Below are 26,585 nucleotides of genomic sequence, written 5' to 3' on the forward strand. Positions count from 1 at the left end.
TCGGGGTGTTCCTTGTGGAGTTTGCGGGCGAGGTCGATCCAGGCCTGGGCCTGGTATTCGGCGGAGTGTTCCTTGGTGTAGGTGTCCAGGATGGCTCGCTTGGCTTCCCCGGCTTCGGGCAGGGGTACTTCGTAGGAGGCGTCCGGGCCATCCAGCATCCAGGCGATGACGCCGTCTTCGCCTTCGTAGATGGGCACGGGGGAGGTCTGCCCGCGCATGGCACGGTCCGCGGCTTCGACGGCCATCTTGCCGGCGAACGCGGGGGCGTGGGCCTTCCAGGTGGAGATTTCGCCCTTGCGGGACTGGCGCGTGGCGGTGGTGGTGTGCAGGGCCTGGCCGACGGACTGGAAGATCGTTTCGACGTCCAGGCCCAGGAGGGTGCCGATGCCGGCGGCGGCGGAGGGGCCGAGGTGGGCGACGTGGTCGATCTTGTGCTGGTGCAGGCAGATGGCCTTGACCAGGTTCACCTGGATCTCGTATCCGGTGGCGATGCCGCGGATCAGGTCCTTGCCGCTGGCACCGGTGTGCTGGGCCACGGCGAGGATCGGCGGGATGTTGTCGCCGGGGTGGGAGTAGTCCGCGGCCAGGAAGGTGTCGTGGTAGTCGAGTTCCCGCACTGCGACGCCGTTGGCCCAGGCTGCCCATTCGGGGGAGACCTTGTCGCTGATTCCGAAGACGGAGGAGCCCTTGCCGTTGGTGGTCGGGGCGTGGGTCAGGGCCTGGACCCGGGCCGCGATGATCGGGGCCCGGTTCAGCGAGGCAATGGCGACGGAGGCATTGTCGATGATCCGGTTGATGATCATGTCCGTGACTTCGGGCGTCACGTCGACGGGGTCGGCGGCGACCGTGGCGATCTTGTGCGCCAGCTGCTCCGCACGGGCAAGGTTTTCTTCGCTCTTGTAGACGCGGACCTTATGGATGACTGTCATGGGTTGTCCTTTCACGGGGTCCTCTGAAGCGTCGGGTTCTCGGGTCGAATCCTGCGAGCGCGACAATCGGCCCGGCTTCTCGAGGCTGTTGTGCAGAAGAATGGTCGTGGCTGCTTGGGTCAAGGTGCCGTCACCGCTGGCGACGGTGCTTGCAATCGTTGCGCGTTTCCGGCCGAGCGTTTCCGAGGCGTGCCGCGGGGACGGTTGCGGTGCACTCAGGGGCAGGCGCAATTCGAACATCTCGGTGATGTCATCCAGCGAAACTTCTGAAACGACAACGCCGCGGCCTTCCTGACCGGTGGTCAGACCTTCGTTGCTCAGCCGTCTGCGCGCTTCCCCCAGAGGAGTCCGGGAGAAGCCTAGGCGTTCAGTCTGGTCCACCTCTGCGAGCACGGGCCCGGGCTTGGGCCGCCACTCCGGGATGTCTTCGCTAAGCCATTGATAGGCCGGTCGCTGGCTTTGACGTGGCCTCCACCCTGAGTGCCCATGCCCTGAGTGTATACACGTATTGCGATTTCCTTCAAGATGGCTCTAGTTTACGAAGAAAGTGTGGTGCTATGTATACATTGCGCTACAAGTTGGGCCGTCGATAGGGCGAAGCTGAGGTTGCGTCACGTCGACCTAACGGCGTTTCACGGCCTTCAGTGTGCTTTGGCGGCTGGGTGGAAAGACGTAGGACCAGGGCCCCATTCTGAGAAAAATTGCAACAGCTTCATGCCGCTCGGCGCTCTATGTCGCAACGTCAGCCGACCTTGGAGACGTCGATTGCCGGTACTTCTGTCAACGGTCTGCCAAAAGCGCCAGGCCACCTCCGTCAACTTTTGAAAAGGAGGTTCCAAGCCCAAAGGCCCGGCTGCCTCGTATCTCTAGCGGCGGACGGTAAAGAGCCGGTTGCCCAGGAGGTCGAGATTGGCGGCGAGGATCGTGGCTGGGTCCTCATCGGGTTCGGCATCGCCAAAGGTTTCTGTCGAAAGCCGTAGGACGGCGACGATGGCTGCCCCGGCGAGGGCCGCCTGGCGCGATGATGGCTCAATGCCCAAGCGCTGAGCAACTACCTGAGTCCACCTGGCTTCAGTTTCGGTAATCACGTCCATCCAAACGGACCGAAATCGGTCTGTTTTGCCCAGGACTCGATGCAGAACCTGCACGCGCTCAATATTGTCTGCGGACCAGGAACCATCCCAGGCCATCGCCAGCGACGTTTCGAAGGGTTCGTCGACCGGCCGCTCGGATACTGCCTGCACCAGCATTTCAACGCCGGCTGTCAGGAAGGGCTTGACGGCGTCTTCTTTCCGAGGGAAGTACCGATAGAACGAGCGCTCAGAGATGCCGGCGTGGGCGGCAAGTTCCTTGACAGTGAAGGCCGTGTCCCTGCTGTGAAGGAATAGCTCCATGACCGAAGTCGAGACCTGAAGTACGGTCTGCGCCCGGATGGCTGGCAGGAATTGGACTGCGGGGGCTGTCTGAATGTTCAACCCTGTTCCTCTCGGCACTTGCTACTGGCAGTAAACCGCCCTTCCACATCGGTGTGGTGTAGCTCACGCGCAAATCTAGCAGCTTGTGACAGAAACTGCCACCCCTTCAGCGGGACATGACCACGTGCTGGCCTGGCGGTGACGCCGGCGCCGGGCCTTCCCTTGGCGGGTGAAGCTGAAGGGCGGCTTGGGGTTGAACCGGGCGGGTCCCACCATCCCGCTGCGCGTGACTGGGGGCCCAAATGGCAACGGGCCGAACGGTTACTAATGGGTTGCCAGTAAGTGCTACTGTTTGATCTACTATAAGATGCATCACAACGTCGGCAATTGCTCCGGCGTCCGTACCGGCCTTTCAGTCTGTTGGTGATGTGTAATGCCGTCAGGCGCCGCGTATGGCGCAATGATTATTTGGAAATCTGCCGAGTCCCAAGCTTCGGGGGAATCATGAACGATACCGGTACGACCGCGTCAAACATCGTGGGTGCCGTGGACCCTGTCCGGGCCAGCCTGGTGGACGTCGAAGAGGCGCTCAAGCATGTGGTGGATCCCGGACTCGGCGCCAACGTCGTCGACTTGGGGCTGATCTATGGCCTGCGCTTTTGTGAGGACGGAACGCTGCTCATCGACATGACGCTCACCACGGCGGCGTGCGAACTCACCGACGTCATCGAGGAGGAGACCGCACAAGCCCTCGCAGGGATTGTCAGCGAGTGGCGGCTGAACTGGGTGTGGATGCCTCCGTGGGGTCCTGATCGGATCACCCACGACGGCCGCAACCAGATGCGCGCGCCGTCTCGCGCGACGTAGCAGCGCCTGCCCAGGCCCGAAGGGACGCATCAGAAGGAAATGACCATGACTTCTCCCGCGGCAGAAGCCCTGCCCCTCAGCGAAGCGAGCCTGCGCGGGGCAGGACACGCCTATGAGCTGGACCGCCGGCATGTTTTCCATGGCTGGGCAGCGCAAGATCTCCTCACGCCGATGACCATAACCGCGGCGCAGGGATCATATGTCTGGGACGGCGGGGGGAACCGGCTCCTTGATTTTTCGTCACAGCTCGTCAATACCAACATCGGGCATCAGCACCCGCATGTAGTGCAAGCGATTCAGGATCAGGCCGCAAAACTGTGCACCATCGCGCCGGAATACGTCAATGATGCGCGGTCCGAGGCAGCCAGGCTGATCGCCGGAGTCACGCCCGGCGATCTCAATAAAATCTTGTTCACCAATGGTGGGGCCGACGCGGTCGAGCATGCCGTGCGGATGGCACGGCTTCACACGGGACGTCACAAGATCTTGTCCGCGTTCAGGTCCTACCACGGAGGTTCCTTTACCGGACGGCATTCCACGCTGTTACCGAGAGGGAGGAATCCGACCGTGCGCTGGAGCATCTCGAGCAGCTGATCGCTTTTGAAGGTTCAGACAATATCGCGGCCATAGTTCTTGAGTCCATCCCCGGAACTGCCGGCATCATGATCCCCCCACCCGGATACTTGGCCGGTGTGCGCGAACTGGCCACCAGGCACGGCATCGTTTTAATCGCCGACGAGGTCATGTCGGGCTTCGGGCGCAGTGGAAAATGGTTCGCCGTCGAGCATTCCAACGTAGTGCCGGACTTATTGACTTTTGCCAAGGGAGTCAACTCCGGCTATGTGCCGTTGGGCGGCGTCGCCATCTCACCGGAGATCTCTGCAACCTTTAGTAAAAGGGCATACCCCGGCGGTCTGACGTACTCCGGGCACCCCTTGGCGGCGGCGGCAGCGGTCGCCACGATCAACACCATGCGGGACGAGGGAATGGTGGAGAACGCGGCGGCCATCGGTGAGTCTGTCATTGGGCCCGCCCTGCGGGGTTTCGCTGATCATCACAGATCGGTAGGTGAGGTCCGCGGTATTGGCGTCTTCTGGGCCATTGAGCTGGTCAAGAATCGTTTGACCAAGGAACCGATTGCGCCATACGGAAGCTCCAGCTCGCTCATGGACAAACTGGTCGCCGAATGCAAGGCCAGGGGCCTGTTGCCGTTCTCCAACTTCAACCGGATCCATGTGGTCCCCCCGTGCAACATCTCCGCGGCGGAGGCACAGCAGGGCCTGGATATTCTGGATAAAGTCCTGGACATTGCGGATGGGCACACCGTGTAGGTTGTCCGAAGGGACACCCTGCACGCGGTCATGGCTGCAGCGGTCATCGCACGCAGCGCCGAACGGGAACCGCCGGCGCGGGTTTGTTTTGCAGCCTGTTCCTATCCCAAGGGCCGGTCGGCGGACAATGCAGCCGAGGAGTTTGACAATGTCTGTGAGTTGAAGTGGACAATCTGCCAGCCTCGCTCTGGGTTTTCCTCCAGTACGGTCCAGGCGCAGTTCGCCATTCCCGCGAACATCTCACGCAGATGGGCCGGGGCATCGAAGAATGCCAGCAGACCGCTTGCGAGGGAAGCGCCGTGGCCCACCAGGACAGCTGTTTCTCCTTCGCCCAGGGCGGCAACGGCGTCCCGCATCACCGAGGCCATGCGGGCGCTGACCTCCGAGGGCAGCTCCGCACCGGGCATCCGGAAGTCGTCCCCGGCGAAAAACCGCTGATGCAAATCGGGATGTGCGCTCCGGAATTCCTCCAGGGTCTTGCCCTGCCGAATGCCGACGTCGTACTCCCGCAGCCGGCGATCGAGTACGAGCGAATTTCCGGTAAGGGCCAGCAGCTCCATCGCCGTATGGCGTGCCCGTACGAGGTCGCTGGACCAGACGAACGCGGGTGCATAGCTTGCCAGCAAAGACGCAGCCTCCCTCGCCTGCAATCTGCCGGTTTCATTGAGGGTGATGTCCGCATGTCCCTGGGCGCGGTCCTGGATGTTCCAGTCGGTCTGACCGTGCCGCCAAAGGACAAGTCTCCGCAGGCCCGGGGATCTTTGAACGTGTGACATTTGAACTTCTGACCTTCCGCCGGAAACCATGTCTTGACTCCATTCTCGCAGTAGGAGGTTCGGTGGTGGGTAATCAGGTTCCGCGTGTAGCGTGATGGCATCGAGAAAGGGCCACATGTTCGACCGTTCTGAATTGATCCGCCGCTACAGCGTAAATGAGCGCGAGACCCCCCACCTGCGGGCCAATTTCATCGCCAGTGTGGATGGAGCTGCCAGCTTCGCCGGCCTCAGCGGTCCGCTGAACAACGCCGCTGACAAACAGGTCTTCGACACCCTCCGGATGCTCAGCGACGTGGTCCTGGTCGGGGCAGGGACGTTGCGGACGGAAGACTACGGTCCGCTGATCCTTGATGACGACGCGGTGGCCTGGCGAGTGGAACAGGGCCTGGCGCCGCAGCCGGTGCTTGCGATCGTTTCTGCCCGGCTGGAGCTGGATCACAGTTCGGAAGTCTTCAGCCGGGCCCCGGTCCGTCCTTTGGTTTTCACGCACGGCCGCTTCCACCAGGGAGCCCCTGCGGAGCTGGCTGCGGTAGCCGATGTCGAGATTTGCGGTGAGCACAGCCTGGATGTGGCTGGGATGTGGACAGTCCTCAACCGCCGGGGCCTGACCCAGGTGCTCACAGAAGGCGGCCCGCGATTGTTCGGCTCCCTCGCGGCGGCCGATGCCGTGGACGAGCTGTGCCTGACCCTATCGCCGGTCCTCGCCGGGGGAGGAGCCGGGCGGATCACCGCAGGTTCAGAACACGGACTGCACGCCATGCGGCTGGCCCATGTCCTCACCGCCGGGGACATGTTGATGCTCCGCTATATGCGCAGCCGCTGACGCCGGCGCTGGTCGAGGGGCGGGACCTGAGCATCAGCCGCCTTAGTACTGTCCGAAGACAGGTTCTCCGGCGATGACGGTCATCCGCACCATGGCCGCATCCGGCCCGGCAAGCAACTCCCGTTTCGAACAATGAAGCAGGACCAGATCCGCGGCACCGCCGGGCCGGATCTGCCGCGGGGCTCCGCCCGGATCCGCCGGTCCGGAAAGATAGCCGGCCAGCGCTTCAACCCCGGTAACCCGCTCCTGGGGCCCCAGTGACTGGCCGCCGCCCGGCGGCAGGCGGTCCATTGAAGCCTGCATGACAGCCCACGGATCCAGTGGCCCGTAGGGTGCATCGCTGGAGAGCCCCACGCGCACACCTCCTGCCAGCAGGGTCCGGAAACGGTAGAGATCCGGAAGCTCTTCAGGCTCCATCAGCCGCTGATAATCATCCCCGCGCCAAGCGATGAAGCCCGGCTGGGTCACCACGCGGAGTCCGCGCCGCCGCAGAGGCTCTATGGTCGAGGCCGGCACCACGGCGGCATGTTCCAGCCGGTCCCCGGGCATGACGGCTGCTGCGTCCAGGGCGGCAAGCAGGAGGAATAGGGCCACGCGGCTGACGCAGTGCACGGCGACCGGCCGGCCGGCAGCGTGCGCGCGGGCAATAAGTGCGGCAAGGTCATCCAGCGCAGGAAGCTGGGAATCCGCAATGACAACCTTGTAAGGCCCGGTGGTTGGCTGCCGTCCTGGCCCGGGTGCGCTCGCGCCGGGGGTGGAGGCGGACAGCGGCGTTCCCAGTAACTGGACCCGCTGCGGCAGCCTGCCGGCGGCCATGTCCGCCGCGATGGCGGCGGCGGAGGACGCGGAGAGCTCCGGCGTCGCGTCGGTGACAGAAGTGATGCCCAAGCTGGATAGGGTCGTCCCGATGCCGCCCAGGGATGGCGGGGCCGCGGCAGGCAGGCGGGATCGCAGCCATTCGTCGGCTCGCCAAAGCCGGCCGGTGGCACCGCCGCTGGTGTCCCGCTCAATCCCCGGGTGCTCCCCGGCGTCCAACCCGACTGCTGCGGCCGCTGCCGTATTGAGCATCCAGAGGGCGCCGCTGCGGTGCTGGATACGCACCGGCCTGGCATCATGCAGCCTGTCGATGGCGGCGGCGTCCAGGTCACCCGCGACCGATTCAAAATAGCCGGTGCCGCGCACCCAGCCGTATTCATTCCCGGCAGCCGTGGCCAACGCCTTCCTCAGTCCACCGGCGTCGGCGACCTGAGGCGGACCGCACGGCACCGAAGAGGCGGCGGCGGCCATGGCGTGCAGATGGAGGTGATGGTCACAGAGGCCCGGTAACAACGCGCCGCCGCGGCCGTCGACGACGATCACGGAACCCGCCGCGGCCAGTCCTGTACCCATCTCGCTCACTACTCCGTCGTCAACCCGGACATCGCTGGGTTGTCCTTGGCCGTGGAAACCGTCGACGAGAACGTTGCGGATGAGCAGGCCGGTCATGGGATGCGGATTCCGAGCCTCCGCAGCACTGATCCGGTGTCCGCACCGCTGGCGGATGCGTCGCCGGTGGGACTGCGGGGCTGCGGACTCTGAACGCGGTACGAATCGGAACCCGCACGCAACTGCCAGCGACCGGCAGCGTCCAGGGTGGCACTGGCAGAGCCGGCAGTGGCAGACCCGGCTGGAGATCCTGTTGCAGAGGCAGCCGGCAGGGTTGCTGCCACCACGCGGGACATCGGGAGGTCCCAGAGGATTCCGCCCCCGGCCGCAGGCTCTGACATGGCCAATGCTGCGGCGGCGAGTCCTGTGAGGGGATCCGCCAGTGCATCGCCAACAAAAAGGGGCAGCCCGTCCCCGTCAGCCGCCACGAGTCCGCTGCCTGCCGCAACATCGTCGCCGAACCCCACCCGGTCAGATCCCCGCCCATGCGCCGTGATGGAGATCCAGGTGCAGCCTGCCGCCACGGCCGCTGCGGCATCGAGGCCAAATCCCGCCAAAGCCCGTGGCCTGGAGGCTTCGATGACAATGTCTGCCTGCTCCACCAGCGCGGCCATCGCACGGCGGCCCTCGGCAGTACCCGGATCCAGCACCACCGAGGCGTGGCCTGCGTGAAGGAGCCGGTAGAAGCCGGCGTTTCCCCGCCGCGCACCGTCCGGGCGTTGAGGGGTCTCTACTTTGATCACACGCGCGCCTGCGAGGCCCAGAATGTGGGCACACAGGGGCCCGGCCCATAGGGCGCTGAAATCCACCACGAGCAGGCCGGAGACCGGCCGCACGGGATGGTCGAACCACGGCTGGAAGGGCGCGGGCGCGGTCGGAAACGTCACAGGGCTGGCGGCGAGCCCGAGGAGCTCAGCCCGCACGGCAAGCTCGCGGACCGGGTGCCGAAGCACCCACTCAGTGACCTCGGGCCACGGATCTGCGCCGAGGTCCCGGCCGACCAGCGCTCCGAGCAAGAGCGGATCATCGGGACGGGCGCAGGAGACCGCGGCCCACCCGTCCGCGGCCGGGAGCAGCCTGCTGGCGCCGCCGGGAGAGATCCGCCCGGCCCTGCCGCGGCCGGTGAATGCCGCCCGTTCGGAGAGCAGCCGTGCCCCGTCCAGGAGGACGGGAAGTCCACCCAACGCGCTGGCCGCAGCGATGCGGGTGGATAGTTTCCGTGCCAGAGTTGCAGCCCTTCCGGGTGGCAGCACCGGGGGACCGTTGCGGTGTCCGGTGAGGGCCATGACACCGCTTTCGGCCCAATCCCTGCTCGCGTTCGGCGGGGCCGTGTCGCTGGCGGCGGCGTTTCGGGAGTCGCTGGTGGGCACGGAGTTGATGTTACGCTATGTCACTAATTGCTCATACGGTATCTCAAACAGTGGATGGTGTTGCACGGTGGTGGCTGTTGATTCGAGCTGGATGACTGTTGAAGATCTCGCCAGCGGAGCGGCCGGCCACCCGCTGTTTTCGGAAGGCGGGGAGTTGGATTCCCCGCTCGTCGTGGTCCGCGTCGACCCGGCCGCTGAGGAAGCGGTGCTGGCCGCGGCCGCAGCGAAGGCCCGTGCCGGCAGCCGGCTGCTGGTGGGCATCATGCCAGGAAGACGAACAGGCGTGCCCTCGCCAGGCCTGCAGGAGCTGCTGCAGTCATTGGATGCCACAATCGGGCCGGCTGGTGTCCCAGCGATGAGGGACGCAGCCGCCGTACCGCGGGCCGTCGTCCCGGCGGTGGACCCCGAGGATGCGTTGCAGTCACTTTGTGCGGGCGTGCGGGCGAACCCGCAGGCAGCCATGATCCTTGGCCAGACGTTGAGGGCATCCGAAACCCTGTCAGTACCGGCAGCGCTGGATGTTGAATCGCTGGCGTACTCTACACTTTTAGGCGGCCCGGAATTCCGGCGCTGGCTCGAGAACCGCGGCCCGCAGAAACCGCCGCAGCCGGCTGCCCATGACGCCGTCCTGATACGGCGTGAGGGCGACCGCCTGGCACTGACATTGAACCGGCCAGAACGGCGCAATGCCTACGGGGCCGACGTCAGGGATGCGCTGGTGGCCGCGCTGGAGGTGGCAGTGGCAGATCCTTCGGTACACCATGTGCTGCTGGATGGGAACGGGCCGTCATTCTGCGCCGGAGGGGACCTGGCCGAGTTCGGCACAACGCCGGATCCGGCAACGGCGCATCTGATCCGGACCCGTGGTGGTGCCGGTCGCCTTATGCACTTGCTGGCAGGGCGGACGGAGGTCCGTCTGCATGGACACTGCGTAGGTGCGGGAATTGAAATTCCCGCACTGGCCGGGCGCGTGATAGCCGATCCGGGCACACTTTTCCGGCTGCCGGAAGTGGGGATGGGGCTGATTCCCGCGGCTGGGGGTGCGACGAGCCTTCCGCGGCGTATCGGCCGTTGGCGGACGTTTTACCTGTGCGCGACCGGCATGACATTGGACGCGCCGACGGCACTGCTGTGGGGTTTGATCGACGGAATTGAAAGCAGGCCCTGAGGCCGGTGGCTCTCCGCGGATCCCTCTGCCGGACATGACGAGCGCCCGGCCGGAAGGCTTCGGCCGGGCGCTCGTCATGGTGCGGGATTGGTGCCCGCCGCCGGTAGGGTCACATTCCGGCGGCGGGAGACTGTGGCGTGTGGCTAGGTAGTGAGAACCATGGCGCCGCACTGCGGGCCGTGGGCGTTGGCAACGACGGACACGTTCGCGTCCGGCACCTGGCGGGCGCCGGCCTGGCCGCGGAGCTGCAGTACGGCCTCGGCCACGAAGCTCAGGCCGTGCATACGGCCCTCGGCCAGCTGGCCGCCGGTGGTGTTCATCGGCATGGAGCCGCCCGGGCCGATGGTTTTTCCGCCGTCGACCCAGTCGCCGAACTCTCCGATACCGCATAGGCCCAGGGCTTCCACCCAGGAGATGGCGATATGCGTGAAGCCGTCATAGAGCTGCGCCACGTCGACGTCGGCGGGGGTCACCGAAGAGCGCTTCCACAGCAGGTCGCTAGCCTCCCGGGTGCCACCGAAGATGAAATCGTCGGTGAAGGTCCAGTCGGGCCTGGACCCGGTCCCCAGCGATGTCGAATCGATCAGCACCGGCTTCTGCTTCAGTCCGGCGGCGCGCTCCGCGGTCGTAATGATGATTGCGCAGGCACCCGTGATCGGGTAGTCGCAGTCGAGCAGGCGCAGTGGTTCGGCCACAAACCGGGAGGAGAGGTAGTCGTCCATGGTGATTGGATCGCGCAGCGCCGCACGCTCGTTCAGCGCGGACCACTTGCGGGCGTTGACCGAGATGTGGCCATAGTCCTCTTCGCTGCCGCCGAGCTCGGCGAAACGCCGCTGCTTCTTCATGCCCATGACCGGGATGACCGCCCCGGCCACGCCGTAGGGCAACTGGTACTGCGAGGGCCCTTCGGCGGGCGGGAAGTGCACCTGGCCGCTCTGCTGGCCCCATTCCCGGCTGATGGAGCGGTAGACAAGAGCCACGTCGCAAGCGCCGGAGGCGACCGCCATGTGGGCGCCCAGGGCCGCCGCCATGCCGGACGGACCGGAGCTGGCGTAGTCGCCGAAGGAGGCCAGGTTCTTGATCCCGAGCATGCGCTGCATGGTGATCGAGATTTCGTTCGGCAGACCCGGGTACTCGAAGATGCCGTCGATTTCGGTGGCGGTTAGGCCGGCGTCGGCAATGGCATCCTTGGCCGCCTGGGAGGCGAGCGGACGGCTGTCGATTCCCTTTTCGCGGTAGATGGGCGAGTAGCCCACTCCGACAATGGCGGTTGCACGTCCGGCGCTCATGCGCGGTCTCCAGTTTCTACGGGGCGGAACTGCGGCAGCCGCATGGTCCCGCGGTCTTCAAAGGTGACTTCCACCGGCATGCCGGATCGCAGTTTGGCGCGGTCGACCTCGACAATGTTGGTCAGAATACGGATGCCAGGGTGGTCCGTGAGCTCGGTCAGTCCGATGACGTACGGAAGCGAATCGGCCCAGGCCGGGTGAAACGCCTGGTGCAGTACGGTGTAGGCGTACAGGACGCCGGTCCCGGCGGCGACGACGGGAATCGGGGCGCCGTCTACGTCCGGTGTCTCCGCGACGGCATTGGGTGGGTATTGAACATGGTCGCTGCCCTCAAACCCCTGGATTGCGAGTTTGCCTTCGGCGGCATGCCCCCAGTAGAACGCGCTATAGCGGTCGGGTACTGGCATAGGTTTTTCCATCGTCACCCCTTTGTGTGCGACCAGGCGGTCGCACGTAGTTTTCAGGGAACCCCGAGTCCTCGTCGAGCTTCGGCTTTCTTATACTGTTTACCATACGGGAAGCCTTTTTGGAAGGTCGTGCCGACCGTGCCGCGGCCGGAAACTCCTGCCTTGCCGCCCACTAGCGTAAGTGTCACAGTAAGGGTTACGGTATAGGCGGGCCCCGAAGACGGAGTCCAACGTCCGCGAGGTGCGGAGCAGAAGTGAGAGGTTGACATGACAAGGATCCTTGACGGTATCAGGGTTGTTGAACTGAGTTCCTGGACATTCGTGCCGGCAGCAGGCGCCGCGCTCGCGGACTGGGGTGCCGACGTCATCAAAGTCGAAGATACCCGCGGCGGAGATCCGGGCCGCTACCTGGTCGTATCCGGCCTGAGCAAGGACAAGGCCAAGGTCGATGCGGACTACATGCTGGAGATCGGCAACCGCGGCAAACGCAGCGTGGCACTGGACGTGAAGTCCGAGGTGGGCTACGACCTGCTGGTCAAGCTGCTCAAGACCGCCGACGTCTTCCTGACCAACTGGCTGCCCGGTCCGCTGGAACGAGCCAACCTCAACCTCGAGCAAGTCCGCGCCATCAACCCGAACATCATTATTGCCCGCGGCACCGGCCAGGGCACGCGCGGCCCGGACCGCGACAAGGGCGGCTTCGACGCGGCCAGCTACCTGGCCCGAAGCGGTTTCTCCTACGCGATGACCGCGGCCGACAGCGAATTTCCGATGAGCCAGGGACCGGCCTTCGGCGACCTGCCCAGCGGCCTGACCCTCGCCGGCGGCGTGCTCGGAGCTCTGTACAACCGGGAACGTACGGGCGAGGCGACCACCGTGGATGTGTCCCTGCTGGCCCAAGGTATGTGGACCATGGCCCCGGACATCGTCGCGGCCGAATTCTTCGACATCGACCGGATCCCGAAGGCCGGACCAGGCAAGTCCATGAACCCGGTCGTTAACGCGTATAAGACCAAGGACAACCGCTGGATCCAGCTGGTCTTCCTGCAGCCGGATAAGTTCTGGGCCGGCTTCTGCGTCCGGATCGGCCGCATCGACCTGGCCGTGGACGAGCGGTTCACGCCGGCACAGAACCTCGTGGCCAACGGCGACGAAGCGATCAAGCTGCTGCAAGAGACGTTCGCTGCGGAGAACGTGGACCACTGGACCGAGGCGCTCAAGGATGAGCCCGGCGTGTGGTCCGTTATCGCGTCCCCCCAGGAAGTGCTCTTCGATCCGCAGGCCACGGCCAACAGCTACCTGGTCGGCTCTGCCGATTCCCACGGCAAGGAATACCGGCTGGTCGCCCCGCCAATCCAGTTCGGCGAATCGGCGGAACCCGTCGGCCGGGCACCCGGACACGGTCAGCACACCGAAGAGCTCTTGCTCGAACTCGGTCTGGGCCGCGAAGAAATAGCTGCAGCCAAGGAGTCTGGCGCAGTACTATAACTGACCTGGGTGTCCTCGCTAATCCAAGCGGAAAAGGGCGGCAATCCACCAAGGATTGGCGCCCTTTCCGCGCCCGAGGGGTTGGGCTGTGCGGGGGGAGGGGGAGATACGGACGCGGAGACGCAGCAAGGGGAGACAGAGGAAGGGACGGCAATTTCTCGGATTGCCGTCCCTTTGCCCTTGGCGCTGTTTCCTGCTATTTGTTCAGGGGATCCCGCGGGAGGCCGAGGAGGCGTTCGGCGATCACGTTGCGGGTGATCTCCGAGGTTCCGCCGGCGATGGTCAGCGCGCGGTCGAAGAGGTACTCGAAGGTGGCCTCCGCGTGGCCGCCCAGGATTGCCGTCGCACCGCCTGCCTTGATCGCAAGCTCCGACACGCGCTGGGCATGCTCGGCCGACAACAGCTTGCTGAGGTTGCCTTCGGGTCCCGGCCCGGCGTTGATGACGGCCCGGACCACGCTGCGGAGGTTCAGCAGGCGCATCGCATGCTCCTCCACGATCAGGTCGCTGACCTGGCGGGTGAAGAAGGTGTCGTTGGTCAGATTCTCCTTGCCGAGGATGTCGATGAGCGACTGGGCGGTCAGGCCCTCCCGGCTGCCGGCGCCGATGGAGACGCGCTCGTTGCCCAAGGTCGCCCGGGCCACCGTCCAGCCGTCGTTGACGGCGCCGACTACATCGGCGTCGGGGATGAACACGTCATCGAAGAAGACCTCGTTGAAGAGGCATTCTCCGGTGATTTCGCGTAGTGGCCGGACGGTGACGCCGGGGGCATGCATGTCCACCACCATGGCCGTGATGCCCTTGTGCTTGGGGGCGTCGCGGTCTGTGCGCACCGTCGCCAGGCCGCGGTTGCAGTCCTGGGCGCCGCTGGTCCAAACCTTCTGCCCGTTGATTTTCCAGCCGCCTTCGACCTTGACGCCGCGGGTACTGACCGCTGCCGCGTCCGAACCGGCGCCGGGCTCACTGAACAGCTGGCACCACTGGTGCTCGCCACGGAGGCTGGCCGGAATCCATCGTTCGATCTGCTCGGGGTTGGCCTGCTGCACCAGCGTGAGCAGAACCCAGCCGCCGATACCAAGGCTGGGCAGTTCGACGTCGACGAGTTCCTCCTCGATGACGAGCTGCTCGACCGCACCCGCGCCGCGGCCGAAGGGGGCCGGCCAGTGTGGGACCTGGTATCCGGAGGAAGCGAGTAGTTCACGGCGCTCGGATTGCGGTGTCGAACGGTAGGTTGCCAGGAAGGCGCGGGAAGAGGCGCGGAACTCCTCGGCTTCCTCGGGCAAGTCCAGGGCGAACTTGCGGTACTCGCCGGTGGCCGTGCGGTCATAGATGGCGTCGTTGACGACGTGCTCGGGGCCGAACAGCGCGGGGAGGGCGCGGCTGCGGCGCATGTAGATGTGGTTGTCGTGTTCCCAGGTAAAGCCGATTCCGCCGTGGATCTGCATGCTCTGCTGGGCGTTGAAGACCAGCGCTTTGAACGCCGCGGCGGCTGCCGCGTCAGCGGCCAGATCCGCCTGGGGATCCGTTATGCCGGTCCGTGCCGCATCCCAGACCGCGGCCACGGCCAGCTCGGACTGTACAAGCATATTGGCCAGATGGTGCTTGATCGCCTGGAACGAGCCGATGGCGCGGCCGAACTGATGGCGGATCTTCGCGTAGTCCAGCGCCAGGTCCAGCGAGGCGCGGGCTGCGCCGCTGGCTTCGGCCGCTGCCAGTGTGCGGGCCAGCTGCCTGACGAGATGGGCGCCGCCGGAGAACACGGCAACCGAAGCGGGCGCCAGCTCCTCGAAGCGGGCCTCGGCGATGGCCATGGTGGGGTCAAAGGACTGGACCGGGGTGACAGTCACCCCGGGGGCGTCCAAGGGAACCAGGACCGCATCCTCGCCGGCAATGAACAGACCGAGCGATGCCAACTGTCCGCCGATCAACGGACCGGTGGATCCGGTGTACGAATCCTCGCTCCGGATCAGTGACCCTGCCAGCCCCAAGGACGCCACGGTGCTGCCGCTGGCCAGGCCGGGCAGGTGCCGGGCCCGGACGTCGTCGGAAGCCGCGGCAGCGAGGACCGCCGAGGTGACGGCGGTGGCCGTGAACGCCCCGGTCGCCAGGGTGCGGCCCAGTTCTTCGATCACGATGGCAATTTCAGGGAGGCCGAACCCCTCGCCGCCGTATTCTTCGGGAAGGTGCAGTCCCTGCCAGCCCTGCTCAGCCATGCCGGACCAGAGCCGGCCGAAACCGGACAGGTCTCCGTCCAGGGCGCACCGGACAACGCCGTGGGCGTCTGCTTCCTTCAGGAAGACCCGGGCTACCTCAGCCAACTGCTGGTGCTCTTCATTGATCGCCAGACCCATGTGTTCTCCTAAGAACCGATTTAGTGTGTGTTTTGTGTCGGCGCGGCTGCGCCGGGGCCCGAAAACGGGTACAAAAGACCGTCGTGCTAACCCCAGTATAGTGGTACTGTATGGCTTACGGTAAACAATTTAGTGGAGAGTGCTAAGCGTTCCCGGTGACTCGATAAGGAGAAAATTCGATGGCGTTGAAGACAGGAAGCCAATTGCGCACGTCCGCTTCCGGCTGCGAGGTAGTAGTGATTCGGGGAACCGAGGCGGAGGGGGCGCTGTTGTGTGCTGGCGGGCAGATGGTTGCGGAAACCCCGGCGCAGCCCGCATCAGGCGACGCGGGCGGAAGCACCCTGCCTGTTGGCAAGCGCTATACCGATACGGAATCCGGTGTAGAGGTGCTGGTGGTCAAGCCAGGTGCCGGTCCCTTGAGCTTCGACGGGCGGGAGCTGTCGCTGAAGGCAGCCAAAGCCCTCCCCGCGTCGGATTGAGGGGAACAAGTGAATCTCACCACATTGCTCGAGATGGTCGCCTCCGGAAACGGCGACACGGTGCTGATCGGCAGCAAGGAGCAGGGACTCACGGGAGAAGAGCTGCGTGCGCGAGCGAGCGCCGGTGCCAAGCTGATTCAGGACGCCGGGTCCCAGACAGTGGTCTACCTGGGCGGAAACGGTCCGGCTTTTCCTGTCGCCTTGTTCGCAGCGGCCTATGCCGCCGTGCCCTTCTTGCCGCTTAATTACCGGCTCAGTGCGGAACAGATTGACGAGATCCTGGCACGGCAACCGAAACCCTTCCTCATCAGCGACGACCCGCTGCGTACCGGGCACGGGGCGCTGTCCCTCGAGGAGTTCCTGAACCTTGCGGCACCAGGCGGTGCACCTCACGAACCCGGCGGGGCCGACGGAGAGGACATCGCTGTCCTGCTGATGACCAGCGGAACCACGGCAGCGCCGAAGAGCGCCGTACTACGGCATCGCCACCTGACGTCCTATGTGCTCGGGTCCGTCGAGTTTGCCTCGGCTGAACCCGGTGACGCAACGATTGTTTGTGTTCCGCCGTACCACATCGCGGCTGTGGCAAACCTGATCTCCAACCTCTACGCTGGCCGCCGGGTGGTCTATCTGGACCACTTCACGGCTGCCGATTGGCTGGACATTGTCACCAAGGAACAGATCACCAATGCCATGGTGGTTCCGACGATGCTCGTCCGGATTGTGCGCGAGCTAGACAAGCGCGGCACGCCGGGCCCTGGCTCCCTGCGCGGGCTATCCTACGGCGGTGCCAAGATCGCTGCCACCGTCCTGGCCGATGCCCTTCGCCTGTTCCCCACCACCGGATTCGTCAACGCCTACGGACTCACCGAGACGGCGTCATCGATTGCCGTGCTCGGACCGGAGGACCACCGCGACGCCTTGGCCAGCGAAGACCCGCATGTCCGGGCCCGCCTGGCATCAGTTGGCCGGGCGCTGCCCGGAGTCGAAATCGAGATCCATGATCCCCTCGGCCGGCCGTGCGCTCCGGGCGTGGTCGGCGACATCGTTGTCCGCGGCCCGCAGATTGCCGGTGAATACAAGGAGTCCGGCAGCCTGGTCGATCCCGCGGGCTGGTTCCACACCCGCGACCTCGGCCATATCGACGGGGAGGGATTCATCTTCGTTCAGGGCCGTTCGGATGACACGATCATCCGCGGCGGCGAGAACATCGCACCTGCGGAAATCGAAGACGTCCTTGCACGGCACCCAGCGGTGGCCGACGTCGCAGTCGCAGCGATTCCGCACGAGGAATGGGGCCAAGGCATCGGCGCATTCGTCGTTCTGAAAGAGGGCCAAACGGAGGAAGAGGACGAGCTCAAGAACTGGGTCCGGTCGCAGCTGCGCAGTTCCAAGACCCCGGATTTGGTGCGCTTCGTCCCCGAGCTGCCGACGACGCCGACAGGCAAGATCCTGCGCCGCGATCTGGTGCGGTCGCTCGCCACCGAAGCGGCCAGGTGAGGAGATGGCCGGTAGGCAGCTGAACTTCGACTGCGGCGATGTCGTCATCGCCGGGGAGCAATGGACCGCGGCGGACCCGTCAGGTCCGCCCCGCCACGTCGTCTTCCTGCACGGAGGCGGCCAGACGAGGCATTCCTGGGGGACGACGGCGGAGAAACTTGCTGCCCGTGGGTGGACCTGCACCACGCTGGATCTGCGCGGGCACGGCGACAGTTCATGGTCGCGCAGTGCGGACTACGGACTGCCGGCCCACGCGGCGGACCTGCGGCACGTCATCAGGGAACTCGGTCCCGGCGCGGTGCTCGTTGGCGCCTCCATGGGCGGGCTCACGGCACTCACTGCCCTGTCTGGGGATCCCGAACTTGCCCGGGCCATGGTGCTGGTCGATATCGTTCCGCGCCCCAGCCAGACGGGCGTGAAGCGGATCCAGGCCTTCATGACGGGCCATCTGGGCGGCTTCGGCTCCTTGACGGAAGCCTCGGAAGCGGTCGCTGCCTACACGGGCCGGAAGCGGCCGGCGAACCCGGACGGGATGCGCAAGAACGTGCGCCTGTCCGAGGATGGCCGATGGTACTGGCACTGGGATCCGGCCATGATGACGCGCGTCGACCGTGAGTCGGGCGCACCTGATCCGGAACACTTGCTGCGGCTGGCCGCGAAGATCAAGGTTCCCGTACTGATCGTCCGGGGGGCGCTCTCGGACGTCGTCGACGCGTCCGGAATCAAAGAACTTCAGGACGCACTCTCGGACAGCACCGTCGTCGAAGTCAAAAATGCCGGACATATGGTTGCCGGCGATGACAACGACCGTTTCGCCGATGCGGTGGCCGCGTTCCTGGAACAGCTTGAAGACGCGCCGCGACAGGGGCCCAGAGCCTCCTAGAGAAGCAGGTCGTTGATTCCTTTAGGTCTGGGTTTCGTCAGACTTGGTTCATGTGGCAAGGCACTGGTGTTTCGTGGAGGCGACCGGGAGCAGCTGGAGGCATTGACGCGGGAAGTCCTCGTCGGCGACGCTGGCGCCGCGGGCCAGGACGGTGCTGCTGGCTTGCCCAATGTTGAGATTGAGAAGTCGACCGGATTCAAGCGCCCGACGGTGTTGAAGTGGCGCCTGCGGTACGCAACGGCGGGCGTCGAAGGCCTGTCGGACGCACCCCAGGCTGGGCCGGGAGCCCGGGACGATGAACTGGCGATAGTTGTCGACACTGACCAATGACGGGATCCCGCAGCAGGAATCGGGGACCCCGTCATTGGTCCGCGCGCATCATGGCCCCCCGCCACGGGGTATCGTCCTCCTCGCTCGCGCGGATCGGGCGCAAGCGGAGTGTCCAGCCGCACCGGATCGAGACCTTCAAGTTCTCCACCGCCCCACAGCTCGAACCCAAGCTCCGTGATGTGGTCGGGCTGTACATGTCGTCGCCGGAGAACGCGGTGGTGCTCAGCATTGAAGGCACACTGGGGAAGTGGGTGCGCGTGTACCGGGCGGATAATCCGGATCGGGTAAGGCCGGCCGGGAGAAGGCGCCGCACCCTGAAGGCATCCCGGGCCTCGTTCTACCGGTGGCGCAACCCCGCGGGTCCCTCCCCGCGCGCCGTCCGTGACCAGCTGACCCTGGTGCTCAATGCCAAGGGCGTGCAGGCCGCCGGCCAAATCGGCGGGCTGGCGGCATCCCTCCGGCAGAGGTCCTCGCCACCCGTCAGACCCGCGACCAGGAACCCCTGGCCGCGTAACCCGAATCAACCACAAACTGATACTCAAAACTTGACGACGGCATGAAAGCCACCCGAACCCCTCGACGGCCGCGACCGCGTGCTGGAGTTATTGTGGGCGCCCTCCCGGGCCGTCCTAAATCCGTGCCCGGCCTGCGGTGGAGCCCCCGTCGGCCACGAACTCGGCTCCCGTGGAGAACGTGGATTCGTCACTGGCCAGGAACAGCACGAGCTGGGACAACTCGGCGGGCTCTCCGAGGCGCCGTAGGGCAACGTGGCTTTCCGGGGCGTCGATACCGGCGGTCATGGGGGTCCTGAACGTGCCGGGATGTACCGAATTCACCCGGATGCCGTAGCGGCCCAGGTCCAGGGCCACGGATTTGGTCAGCCCGCGCACGCCGAACTTGGAGGCCGTGTAGCCGGGCAGCGCGGCATAGCCCGCCAGCCCCGCAGCGGAGGAAACGTTGATGATGGAACCGCCGGAGGACTTCTTCAGGGCCGGGATCGCCGCCTTGATGCCCAGGAACGTACCGGTCAGGTTAATGCCGATGACTGCGTTCCACTGCTCCAGCGAGAACTCCTCGATGCTGGAGGAATTGGCGATGCCCGCATTGTTGACTAGGACATCCAACCCGCCAAAGCGGGAGAGTGCGGTGTTGACGGCCGCCTCCCAGTCCCCGGGCCGGGTGACATCCAGGTGGACGTAGGCCGCGTTGTCGCCAAGTTCCGCTGCAGTCCGGGCTCCCTCCTCATCGAGGATGTCGCCGATGACGACCCTGGCGCCCTCGGCGACCAACAGCTGGGCGTGGGAAGCACCCAGGCCCCTCGCTCCGCCGCTGATCAACGCGGTCTTTCCGTCCATACGTCCCATACTGTCCTCTTCCCTTTCCCCTTTTACACGCCCGTCTGCCTCTGCCGGCCGCGGGCGGGCAGGTTGCCGTGGCGCCGGCGGTACTCAACGGAGGCGTCGACGGCCTGCCGGACGCGCCCCGGCCGGCCCGGGAACCCGTGATCAAACGAATGGCGGGTCCGCCGGAGCGGGCCTGCCATTCGTTCGTGCCGGGGGTCAGCTGCTGTGCTTGACCTCGCTGAACGGCACATCGCGGTCTGCGGCGTACTCGCGCGGCATCTGGAGCAGGCGCTCGCTGATGATGTTGCGGGACATCTCCGAGCTGCCACCCCCGAGGCTGGCTGCCTGGCGGGAGAGGTAACCGGTGCCCAGTTCCAGCGGTCCGCGGCCCAGAGGCCCTGCCACGGCGTAACTGCCGGCCAATTCCAGCCCGATGTCGGTGTTCAGCCAGTCCGTTTCGGCGTGGAACAGGCGGATCAGTGACATGGCCGGAGCGGGCAGTTCGCCGCTCTCGACGGCGGTCGCGACGCGCTTGATCAGCTGTTCCTGCACGGTGCGGTGGGCGTAGGCCTGGCCCACGAGTTCGCGGACATGGACGTCGTCCGCCTGACCGGTTTCCCTGGCCAGCGCCACGAAGTCGTCGGATGCCTTGCGGGTGTCCCGCTTGCCGCGGCCGCTGGTATACGGCGAGCCGCCGCCGACCGCGGTGCGCTCGTGGAACAGCTGGCGGGAGGCGACGGTCCAGCCGTCGTTGACCTCTCCGACGACAGCGTCCGCCGGCACTACCACGTTGTCGAAGAACTCCTCGCAGAATTCGGTCGAACCGTTGACCTGCTTGATGCGGCGTAGATCAACACCGGGGGAATTGATCTTCATCAGGAACATGGTCAGGCCGCGGTGCTTCGGCGCGTTCCAGTCCGTCCGGGCCAGGCACAGCGCGTAGTCGCCCGCATAGGCGCTCGTGCTCCAGATCTTTGCGCCGTTGATGACCCACTCGTCGCCGTCGCGGTCCGCCCGTGTCAGGACGCCGGCAAGGTCGGATCCTCCGCTGGGCTCGGACAGGAACTGGACCAGGACCTCGTCGCCGCGGATGGCGGCGCTGAGGTGTTCCTTCTTCTGTTTCTCGCTGCCCATGTCCAAGATGGTCGGGGCGCAAATGCTGAGGGTCGGGACGTTCAGCAGGAGTGGCATCTCGTAGCCGTCGGCTTCTTCGGTGAAGGCTTCCTGGTACTCGTGCGACAGCCCCAGGCCGCCGTATTCCTTCGGGAAGCAGATGCCGGCAAAGCCGCCGGCGTAGAGCCGCTTCTGCAGCTCGCGTGCGTGCAGCCACTCGGCGTCGTCGTCGCCCGACGAAGGCGGCGGGGCATCCGGATCGACGCGGGCCACATTGGCCGCCAGCCAGGTCCTGGCCCTCAGGCGGAATTCTTCAACAGTCTCGATAGCCGTTTCCGTCATGATGTCGTTTCCTTTCACAGACCGAGCTGGGAGGCAATGAGGCGGCGGTGTTCGCCGGGGGTTCCGAAGAGCTGCCGGTTCACGGTGACCCGGCGGAGGAAGAGATGGAGATCGTGTTCCCAGGTCACGCCTATCCCGCCGTGGAGCTGGACGGCGTCCTGGACGATTTCGACGGAGCGTTGCCCCACGTAGGACTTGGCCACGCTGACCAGGTACGGCGCGTTGTCCGCCCGGTCCTGGACGGCCTGGGTGGCGCCGTCGAGCGTGGCGCGGCTAGCCTCGATCCACAGTTTCATATCGGCGAATCGGTGTTTGAGGGCCTGGTAGGAGGCCAGCGGGCGCCCGAAGGAATAGCGGTCGAAGGCCCACTGGACGGTGAAGTTGAAGACCGTGTCGAGGGCGCCGACGGTTTCGGCCAACTGCAGCAGGTTGGCAATCTGGCCCTGCCGTTCGATCAATGCGGCCGTTGAAGCGGTGCTTCCGACCACCGCGTCGGCGGATACCTCGACATTGTCGAAGGTCACCGTGCCGTACTGCTTGACGGCGTCCAGCGAGCCGGACGGCTCGACGGTGACGCCCGGGGAGCTGGTGGTGACGATGAACTGCAGCGGACCGTTTTCGGTGGCGGCGGTGACCAGGAAGACGTCAGCCTGCGGAGCCGCTTCGACGCGGTCCTTCACACCGCTGAGCACATAGCCGGCGCCGGAAGCCGAAGCCGTCAGGCCCGGCGCTGCCGGATTCCATGGGGAACCGGGTTCATACACAGCCCAGGTTGCGATGCTGGTCCCGGACACGAGCGCGTCGATGAGCTCGCCGTGGTCGGGGCCGTCGGTGGCATCAACCAGCCCGGCCAGGACAACATTCACCGGGTGCAGCGGTCCCGGGCCTACCGATTTGCCGAGTTCCGTGGCTACCCCGACGAGGTCCCGGACTCCTTCTCCCGAGACGCTGCCGCCGCCGAGCTCCTCCGGCACCAGCAGGGTGGCCCAACCGATCTCGGTGGCACGCTGCCACCACTCCCGGTTGAACGATTCTCCGCTCGCATTCAGCGCGCGGACAATCGCCAGCGGGGTTTCACTGGCAATGAAATCAGCGGTGGTGTCGCGGAACAGTTTCTGTTCCGCCGCGGTGTCTACCGTCATCACGGATCCTCCTGTATCGAAGTTGTTCTTGGTCCCGGCAACGCCGGGCTCACATAGCTCGCCGTAAAACAGGATGCGCTTGAACGCTCGCCATGTCAAGCGGCTTACGGTAAGCTAAACGGTATAACAAACGTTAACCAATGGCGATAGCTGGAGCAGGAGTCTGGGATGAGCAGCACACTGGTGATCGATTCCGGGAGAAGTGAAGAATTGGGGTCGGCCGGGCGGGTCAGGCAGGCGTTGGCCGAACAGGGCTACCTTTCCGATGCCGCCACGGCGAATATCGTCTACATTGCCGCGGCGCTCCAGAAGCCGGTGCTGGTGGAGGGCCCCGCCGGCACGGGCAAGACCGAGCTTGCCAAGGCCGTGGCCGCCATGACGGGGGCCCGGCTCATCCGCCTGCAGTGCTACGAAGGGCTGGATGAATCGCGGGCCCTGTATGAGTGGGACTACCGCAAGCAGCTTCTGGCCATCCAGGCGTCCGAATCCTCCGCGGCGCAGGACAGGGTGGCGGGCGTATTCTCGGAGGGGTTCCTGCTGGAGCGCCCGCTATTGGCGGCTATCCGGGCCGAGGGTCCCGTGGTGCTGCTGATCGACGAGGTTGACCAGCTGGACGTCGAAACCGAGGCGCTCCTGCTCGAGATCCTGTCCGATTTCCAGGTCTCGATCCCGGAGCTGGGCACGGTGACCGCCGCGCGGCGTCCCCTGGTCTTCCTGACATCAAACAACAACCGCGAGCTGTCCGAGGCGCTGAAGCGCCGCTGTCTTTTCCTGCACATGGACTACCCGGACGTGGACCGCGAGCGCGACATCGTGGCGTCCCGTGTCGCCGGCATCTCGGATTTCCTCGCCGGTCAGATCAGCGCTACAGTCGGATCGCTGCGCGCGATGGAGCTGAAGAAGAGCCCGTCCGTCTCCGAGACTTTGGACTGGGCCCGAACCCTGGCACTGTTCGGCACCGAGGAGCTCGACGCCGGTGCCGTCGTCGAGCACCTGCCGGTGCTGCTCAAACACCGCAGCGATATAGAACGGGCTACCTCCGAGCTAGGCGTCGGCGGCTCGTGAGCACGTTGGCGACCCGGCCGGCCGCGGTCCGGCTAGTCGGAAAGGAAGCGCGAAACCGCGCCGAATGCCCGCGGATCCGAGGGCGTCTTGTAGTGGTCGGTGCCGGGCAGGCTCACCAGGCGCGCCGTCTGCAGGTTACCCAGCAGCGCGTCGGCGGGACCGACGTCGTCCTTGTCGCCCAGGACGATCAGCACCGAGGCTTCGATGGCGCGCAGGGCCTTGGGGGAGGGCTGCCGCGGCACTCCCCGGATGAAGGCGCTGACCTTTTTGGGATCGTTGCCCGCAGAGCGGGCCATAGTGGCCAGCATCCGCAGGCCCGGATCCTCGATGGGTTCATCGCGCTCGAAGGCGTCGGCGATGCGGCGCAAGCCCTCGCCGGAGTTCCACATTCCATCACCCACACCGGTGAGCACCAGGCGGGCAAAGGCGTCGGGTTTGCGGGCCGCGGCGCGCAGCAGCAGGAGAGAACCGGCGGAAAAGCCGACGGCGGTGTCCGCATTGTTCCCGGCGGTGAAGGCGAGGAGGGCGTCGACGGCGGCCGCGTCGTCGCCCGGCTCGATCGGCGAGGTGCCGTGTCCGGGAAGCTCGAACGGTACCGCTTCGCCGCCCAGATCTTCGATGAGCTCCGGCCAGCCGTAGCGGGCCCAGGTGGATTCGTAGCTCGACGCCAGTCCATGGACAAACACGATTCTTGGTTTCATGCTGGAAGCTTAGAGCAAACTGTAAGCCAATCGGTATCTGTTTCCGTACACCATCGGGAAGGGTGGGCCGATGCTGGCAGTCATTGAGGGTGTCGCGGCCGAACTGCGCCGCATGAACGTCCCCGTGTCCACAAGCGAATTGATCGACGCGGCCCGGAGCCTGCGTGCAGTTCCGCCGGCCGACCGGGAGGCCGTGAAGGCTGCCGTTGGCGCCTGCCTGGCCAAGTCCGTCCCCCACCAGGACGCCTACAGCATTGTCTTCGACCTGTTCTGGCCCCGTGACGATGCCGCGGGGCAGCGGGTAACCGACGAAAGGCGATTGTTCGAGCAACTGCCCGACGACGAGCTAAGGAAGATCCTGCTCCAGGCACTGACCGCTGGGGGCACCTCGACCATGCGCGAGGTGGCGCGGGTGATCGTGGACCGCCACGCCGGCATGCAAGCCGGCCGGGCGGTCGCCGGCACGTTTTACATCTTCCGGGCCCTCCGCTCGATCCAGGCCGATACGCTGGCGGACGATGTGGTGGTGCTGGACCCCCCAGCCGAAGGCCCCACCCGGTCGCTGAGCCTGCGCCTGGCCCGCGAGCGCGCAGGCCGGTCCGTCGTCGCCTTCGAAAGGATGGTCGAAACCGAAGTGCGGCGGCTGCTGGTCGAGGACCGCGGCGCGGAAGCCGTCGCGGCTACGGTGCGCAGCCCGCTGCCAGCGGATGCGGACTTCCTGACGGCCTCGACCCAAGTCATCGAGCACATGCGGACGGTGGTGGATCCTCTGGGGCGGGCGCTGGGCCACGCCCTCACCGCCAAATGCCGGCGCCACGGCCGACGCCACCTCGATTTCCGCGCGACCATCAGGGACTCCCTGTCCACCGGCGGAGTGCCGGCCCGGCTGCACCTGCGCCAGCCGCGTCCTTCCAAGCCCAAGCTGGTGGTCATCGCGGACATCTCCGGGTCCGTGGCGACGTTCGCGCAGTTTACGCTGCAGCTCACCTCGGCGCTGCAGACCCGGTTCTCCTCGCTGCGCTCCTTCGTTTTCATCGACGGCATGGACGAGGTGACGGACCTGCTGACGGCTGGCCCCACGATCCGGGATGCGACGTCGCGGATCAACACCGAACGGCGGGGTTTCTGGTTCGACGGCCGCTCCGACTACGGCCACGCTCTTCAGCTGTTCAAGGAGAAGTATTCCGACGTGGTCGACTCACGCACCACGGTCCTGCTGCTCGGCGACGCCCGGGGGAACTACCACGAGCCGCACGCAGAGGTCCTCGCCGGGCTGCATGCGCGTGCGGCCCGGGTTTTCTGGCTGAACCCGGAGCGGCGGGCCAGCTGGAACGAAGGTGATTCGGTCCTGGCCGAATATGCCAAGCACTGCGACGCGGTCTTCGAATGCCGCAACATCAACGATCTAAGGAACTTTGTCGAATCGCTCGCCTGAGCCGCGCAGCACCCGCCGGCCGGCCCCACACCAAAGACCAACCACCGCATCATGAATCACGACAGGAGCAGCGCATGACTGAAACAGTCAAGGAAGTTGACAGTAACATCTCGGCAGCAATGGAAGCGGCCGTGGGACGCGAAATGGGGCGCCGGATCAGCTTCCGCGTCTCCGAATCGGATATCCGCAGATGGGCCATCGCGGTGTACTGGCCGGAAGAGCCGCCGGCACTGTTCACCGATCCCGACTACGCGGCCAGGACGGTCCACGGCGGAATCGTGGCGCCGGAGGAGTTCAATCCCTTCGCCTGGGCCGTGGCCGCGCAGGGCTCGGCCGCCACCGAGCCGATCGATGCGAATGACCCGGACAAAACGGAGCGGACGGTGGGGATCCAGGGCCCCGGCCTGTCCTTTCAGATGAACGGCGGGCTCAGCACTACCTACGGTTCGCGCATCCATCCCGGCGACGTCATCACCAGCGTGTCCCGGCTTGGCGGCTACACCGAGCGTGCAGGGTCGCTGGGAAATATGCTGCTCAGCACCATCGAGGATGTGTGGACCAACCAGAATGACGAGCTGGTGAAGCGAACCGTCTTCACGCTGATCCGCTACTAG

At 65.6% G+C, this 26,585-nt stretch carries 24 protein-coding genes and 2 pseudogenes; 13 read left to right on the plus strand and 13 right to left on the minus strand.

Translation table 11 applies throughout. The features are described 5' to 3' along the window. The 3 genes and pseudogenes from HNP00_RS17495 to HNP00_RS17505 form a co-directional block, all read right to left on the minus strand. A partial coding sequence (locus HNP00_RS17495; protein WP_184741158.1) for an MmgE/PrpD family protein occupies positions 1–929 on the minus strand: 929 nt, incomplete at its 3' end. A gap of 225 nt (positions 930–1,154) precedes the next feature. After that, positions 1,155–1,430, minus strand: a pseudogene (locus HNP00_RS23685) (GntR family transcriptional regulator); the annotation flags it as partial. Positions 1,431–1,795: 365 nt separating this feature from the next. After that, positions 1,796–2,404, minus strand: coding sequence for a TetR/AcrR family transcriptional regulator (locus tag HNP00_RS17505; RefSeq protein ID WP_184741005.1), 609 nt, complete (start codon positions 2,402–2,404; stop codon positions 1,796–1,798). Positions 2,405–2,848: 444 nt separating this feature from the next. Between HNP00_RS17505 and HNP00_RS17510 the strand changes: the two genes are divergently transcribed. Together HNP00_RS17510 and HNP00_RS17515 are read left to right on the plus strand one after the other, a co-directional pair. Continuing rightward, the gene (locus HNP00_RS17510) at positions 2,849–3,211 is read left to right on the plus strand and encodes a metal-sulfur cluster assembly factor (protein WP_184741006.1); all 363 of its coding nucleotides are present in this window, start codon (positions 2,849–2,851) and stop codon (positions 3,209–3,211) included. A 45-nt stretch (positions 3,212–3,256) separates the two neighbouring features. Further along, positions 3,257–4,542: pseudogene (locus HNP00_RS17515) on the plus strand (aspartate aminotransferase family protein). 101 nt (positions 4,543–4,643) lie between these two features. Here HNP00_RS17515 and HNP00_RS17520 read toward each other — a convergent pair. Then, positions 4,644–5,318 (minus strand): histidine phosphatase family protein, encoded by a 675-nt coding sequence (locus HNP00_RS17520; protein WP_184741007.1) that lies wholly within the window; start codon positions 5,316–5,318, stop codon positions 4,644–4,646. Between the two features lie 115 nt (positions 5,319–5,433). Here HNP00_RS17520 and HNP00_RS17525 point away from each other — a divergent pair, with 115 nt between their 5' ends. Then, on the plus strand, positions 5,434–6,141 hold the full coding sequence (locus tag HNP00_RS17525; protein ID WP_221451608.1) for a pyrimidine reductase family protein: 708 nt from the start codon (positions 5,434–5,436) through the stop codon (positions 6,139–6,141). A 42-nt stretch (positions 6,142–6,183) separates the two neighbouring features. Here HNP00_RS17525 and HNP00_RS17530 read toward each other — a convergent pair whose 3' ends face one another. After that, the gene (locus HNP00_RS17530) at positions 6,184–7,626 is read right to left on the minus strand and encodes an amidohydrolase family protein (RefSeq protein ID WP_184741009.1); all 1,443 of its coding nucleotides are present in this window, start codon (positions 7,624–7,626) and stop codon (positions 6,184–6,186) included. Beyond that, positions 7,623–8,936, minus strand: coding sequence for a CoA transferase (locus tag HNP00_RS17535; protein ID WP_221451609.1), 1,314 nt, complete (start codon positions 8,934–8,936; stop codon positions 7,623–7,625). The genes HNP00_RS17530 and HNP00_RS17535 overlap by 4 nt, the downstream gene beginning before the upstream one ends. Before the next feature lie 91 nt (positions 8,937–9,027). On the opposite strand from HNP00_RS17535, the gene HNP00_RS17540 reads away from it, so the two are divergent. After that, positions 9,028–10,104 carry an enoyl-CoA hydratase/isomerase family protein gene (locus HNP00_RS17540; protein WP_184741010.1) on the plus strand — a complete coding sequence of 359 codons (1,077 nt, stop codon included), beginning with the start codon at positions 9,028–9,030 and terminating at the stop codon, positions 10,102–10,104. 143 nt (positions 10,105–10,247) lie between these two features. Here HNP00_RS17540 and HNP00_RS17545 read toward each other — a convergent pair whose 3' ends face one another. After that, positions 10,248–11,393 carry a thiolase family protein gene (locus HNP00_RS17545; protein WP_184741011.1) on the minus strand — a complete coding sequence of 382 codons (1,146 nt, stop codon included), beginning with the start codon at positions 11,391–11,393 and terminating at the stop codon, positions 10,248–10,250. Further along, on the minus strand, positions 11,390–11,800 hold the full coding sequence (locus tag HNP00_RS17550) for a Zn-ribbon domain-containing OB-fold protein (RefSeq protein WP_221451610.1): 411 nt from the start codon (positions 11,798–11,800) through the stop codon (positions 11,390–11,392). The genes HNP00_RS17545 and HNP00_RS17550 overlap by 4 nt, the downstream gene beginning before the upstream one ends. A 267-nt stretch (positions 11,801–12,067) precedes the next feature. On the opposite strand from HNP00_RS17550, the gene HNP00_RS17555 reads away from it, so the two are divergent. After that, positions 12,068–13,288: a CaiB/BaiF CoA-transferase family protein gene (locus tag HNP00_RS17555; RefSeq protein ID WP_184741013.1), complete on the plus strand. Its 1,221-nt coding sequence runs from the start codon at positions 12,068–12,070 to the stop codon at positions 13,286–13,288. A 196-nt stretch (positions 13,289–13,484) separates the two neighbouring features. On the opposite strand, the gene HNP00_RS17560 is transcribed toward HNP00_RS17555, so the two are convergent. Further along, entirely contained in the window at positions 13,485–15,638 is a 2,154-nt protein-coding gene (locus HNP00_RS17560; protein ID WP_184741014.1) for an acyl-CoA dehydrogenase, read from the minus strand. A gap of 179 nt (positions 15,639–15,817) precedes the next feature. Between HNP00_RS17560 and HNP00_RS17565 the strand changes: the two genes are divergently transcribed. The 5 genes from HNP00_RS17565 to HNP00_RS17585 all read left to right on the plus strand — a co-directional run bounded on the left by HNP00_RS17565 (position 15,818) and on the right by HNP00_RS17585 (position 19,390). Then, positions 15,818–16,117, plus strand: coding sequence for a hypothetical protein (locus HNP00_RS17565; RefSeq protein ID WP_184741015.1), 300 nt, complete (start codon positions 15,818–15,820; stop codon positions 16,115–16,117). A gap of 9 nt (positions 16,118–16,126) precedes the next feature. Continuing rightward, positions 16,127–17,617: a class I adenylate-forming enzyme family protein gene (locus tag HNP00_RS17570; protein ID WP_184741016.1), complete on the plus strand. Its 1,491-nt coding sequence runs from the start codon at positions 16,127–16,129 to the stop codon at positions 17,615–17,617. Between the two features lie 4 nt (positions 17,618–17,621). Then, positions 17,622–18,500, plus strand: a complete 879-nt coding sequence (locus tag HNP00_RS17575; RefSeq protein ID WP_184741017.1) for an alpha/beta fold hydrolase — start codon at positions 17,622–17,624, stop codon at positions 18,498–18,500. A gap of 66 nt (positions 18,501–18,566) precedes the next feature. Beyond that, on the plus strand, positions 18,567–18,830 hold the full coding sequence (locus HNP00_RS17580) for a hypothetical protein (protein ID WP_184741018.1): 264 nt from the start codon (positions 18,567–18,569) through the stop codon (positions 18,828–18,830). A gap of 50 nt (positions 18,831–18,880) precedes the next feature. After that, on the plus strand, positions 18,881–19,390 hold the full coding sequence (locus HNP00_RS17585) for a hypothetical protein (protein ID WP_184741019.1): 510 nt from the start codon (positions 18,881–18,883) through the stop codon (positions 19,388–19,390). Between the two features lie 69 nt (positions 19,391–19,459). On the opposite strand, the gene HNP00_RS17590 is transcribed toward HNP00_RS17585, so the two are convergent. The 3 genes from HNP00_RS17590 to HNP00_RS17600 all read right to left on the minus strand — a co-directional run bounded on the left by HNP00_RS17590 (position 19,460) and on the right by HNP00_RS17600 (position 22,869). Continuing rightward, positions 19,460–20,185, minus strand: a complete 726-nt coding sequence (locus HNP00_RS17590; RefSeq protein WP_311770607.1) for an SDR family oxidoreductase — start codon at positions 20,183–20,185, stop codon at positions 19,460–19,462. Positions 20,186–20,389: 204 nt separating this feature from the next. Continuing rightward, positions 20,390–21,628 (minus strand): acyl-CoA dehydrogenase family protein, encoded by a 1,239-nt coding sequence (locus HNP00_RS17595; RefSeq protein WP_184741021.1) that lies wholly within the window; start codon positions 21,626–21,628, stop codon positions 20,390–20,392. Positions 21,629–21,642: 14 nt separating this feature from the next. Further along, entirely contained in the window at positions 21,643–22,869 is a 1,227-nt protein-coding gene (locus HNP00_RS17600; protein ID WP_221451611.1) for an acyl-CoA dehydrogenase family protein, read from the minus strand. A gap of 69 nt (positions 22,870–22,938) precedes the next feature. On the opposite strand from HNP00_RS17600, the gene HNP00_RS17605 reads away from it, so the two are divergent. Continuing rightward, positions 22,939–23,835, plus strand: coding sequence for a MoxR family ATPase (locus HNP00_RS17605; RefSeq protein WP_184741022.1), 897 nt, complete (start codon positions 22,939–22,941; stop codon positions 23,833–23,835). A gap of 32 nt (positions 23,836–23,867) precedes the next feature. Here HNP00_RS17605 and HNP00_RS17610 read toward each other — a convergent pair whose 3' ends face one another. Beyond that, positions 23,868–24,536 (minus strand): alpha/beta fold hydrolase, encoded by a 669-nt coding sequence (locus tag HNP00_RS17610; RefSeq protein WP_184741023.1) that lies wholly within the window; start codon positions 24,534–24,536, stop codon positions 23,868–23,870. Positions 24,537–24,606: 70 nt separating this feature from the next. On the opposite strand from HNP00_RS17610, the gene HNP00_RS17615 reads away from it, so the two are divergent. Further along, entirely contained in the window at positions 24,607–25,971 is a 1,365-nt protein-coding gene (locus HNP00_RS17615; protein WP_184741024.1) for a VWA domain-containing protein, read from the plus strand. Between the two features lie 74 nt (positions 25,972–26,045). Further along, positions 26,046–26,585: a MaoC family dehydratase N-terminal domain-containing protein gene (locus tag HNP00_RS17620; RefSeq protein ID WP_221451612.1), complete on the plus strand. Its 540-nt coding sequence runs from the start codon at positions 26,046–26,048 to the stop codon at positions 26,583–26,585.

This window comes from Arthrobacter sp. AZCC_0090, from assembly GCF_014207375.1.
GTDB lineage: Bacteria > Actinomycetota > Actinomycetes > Actinomycetales > Micrococcaceae > Arthrobacter.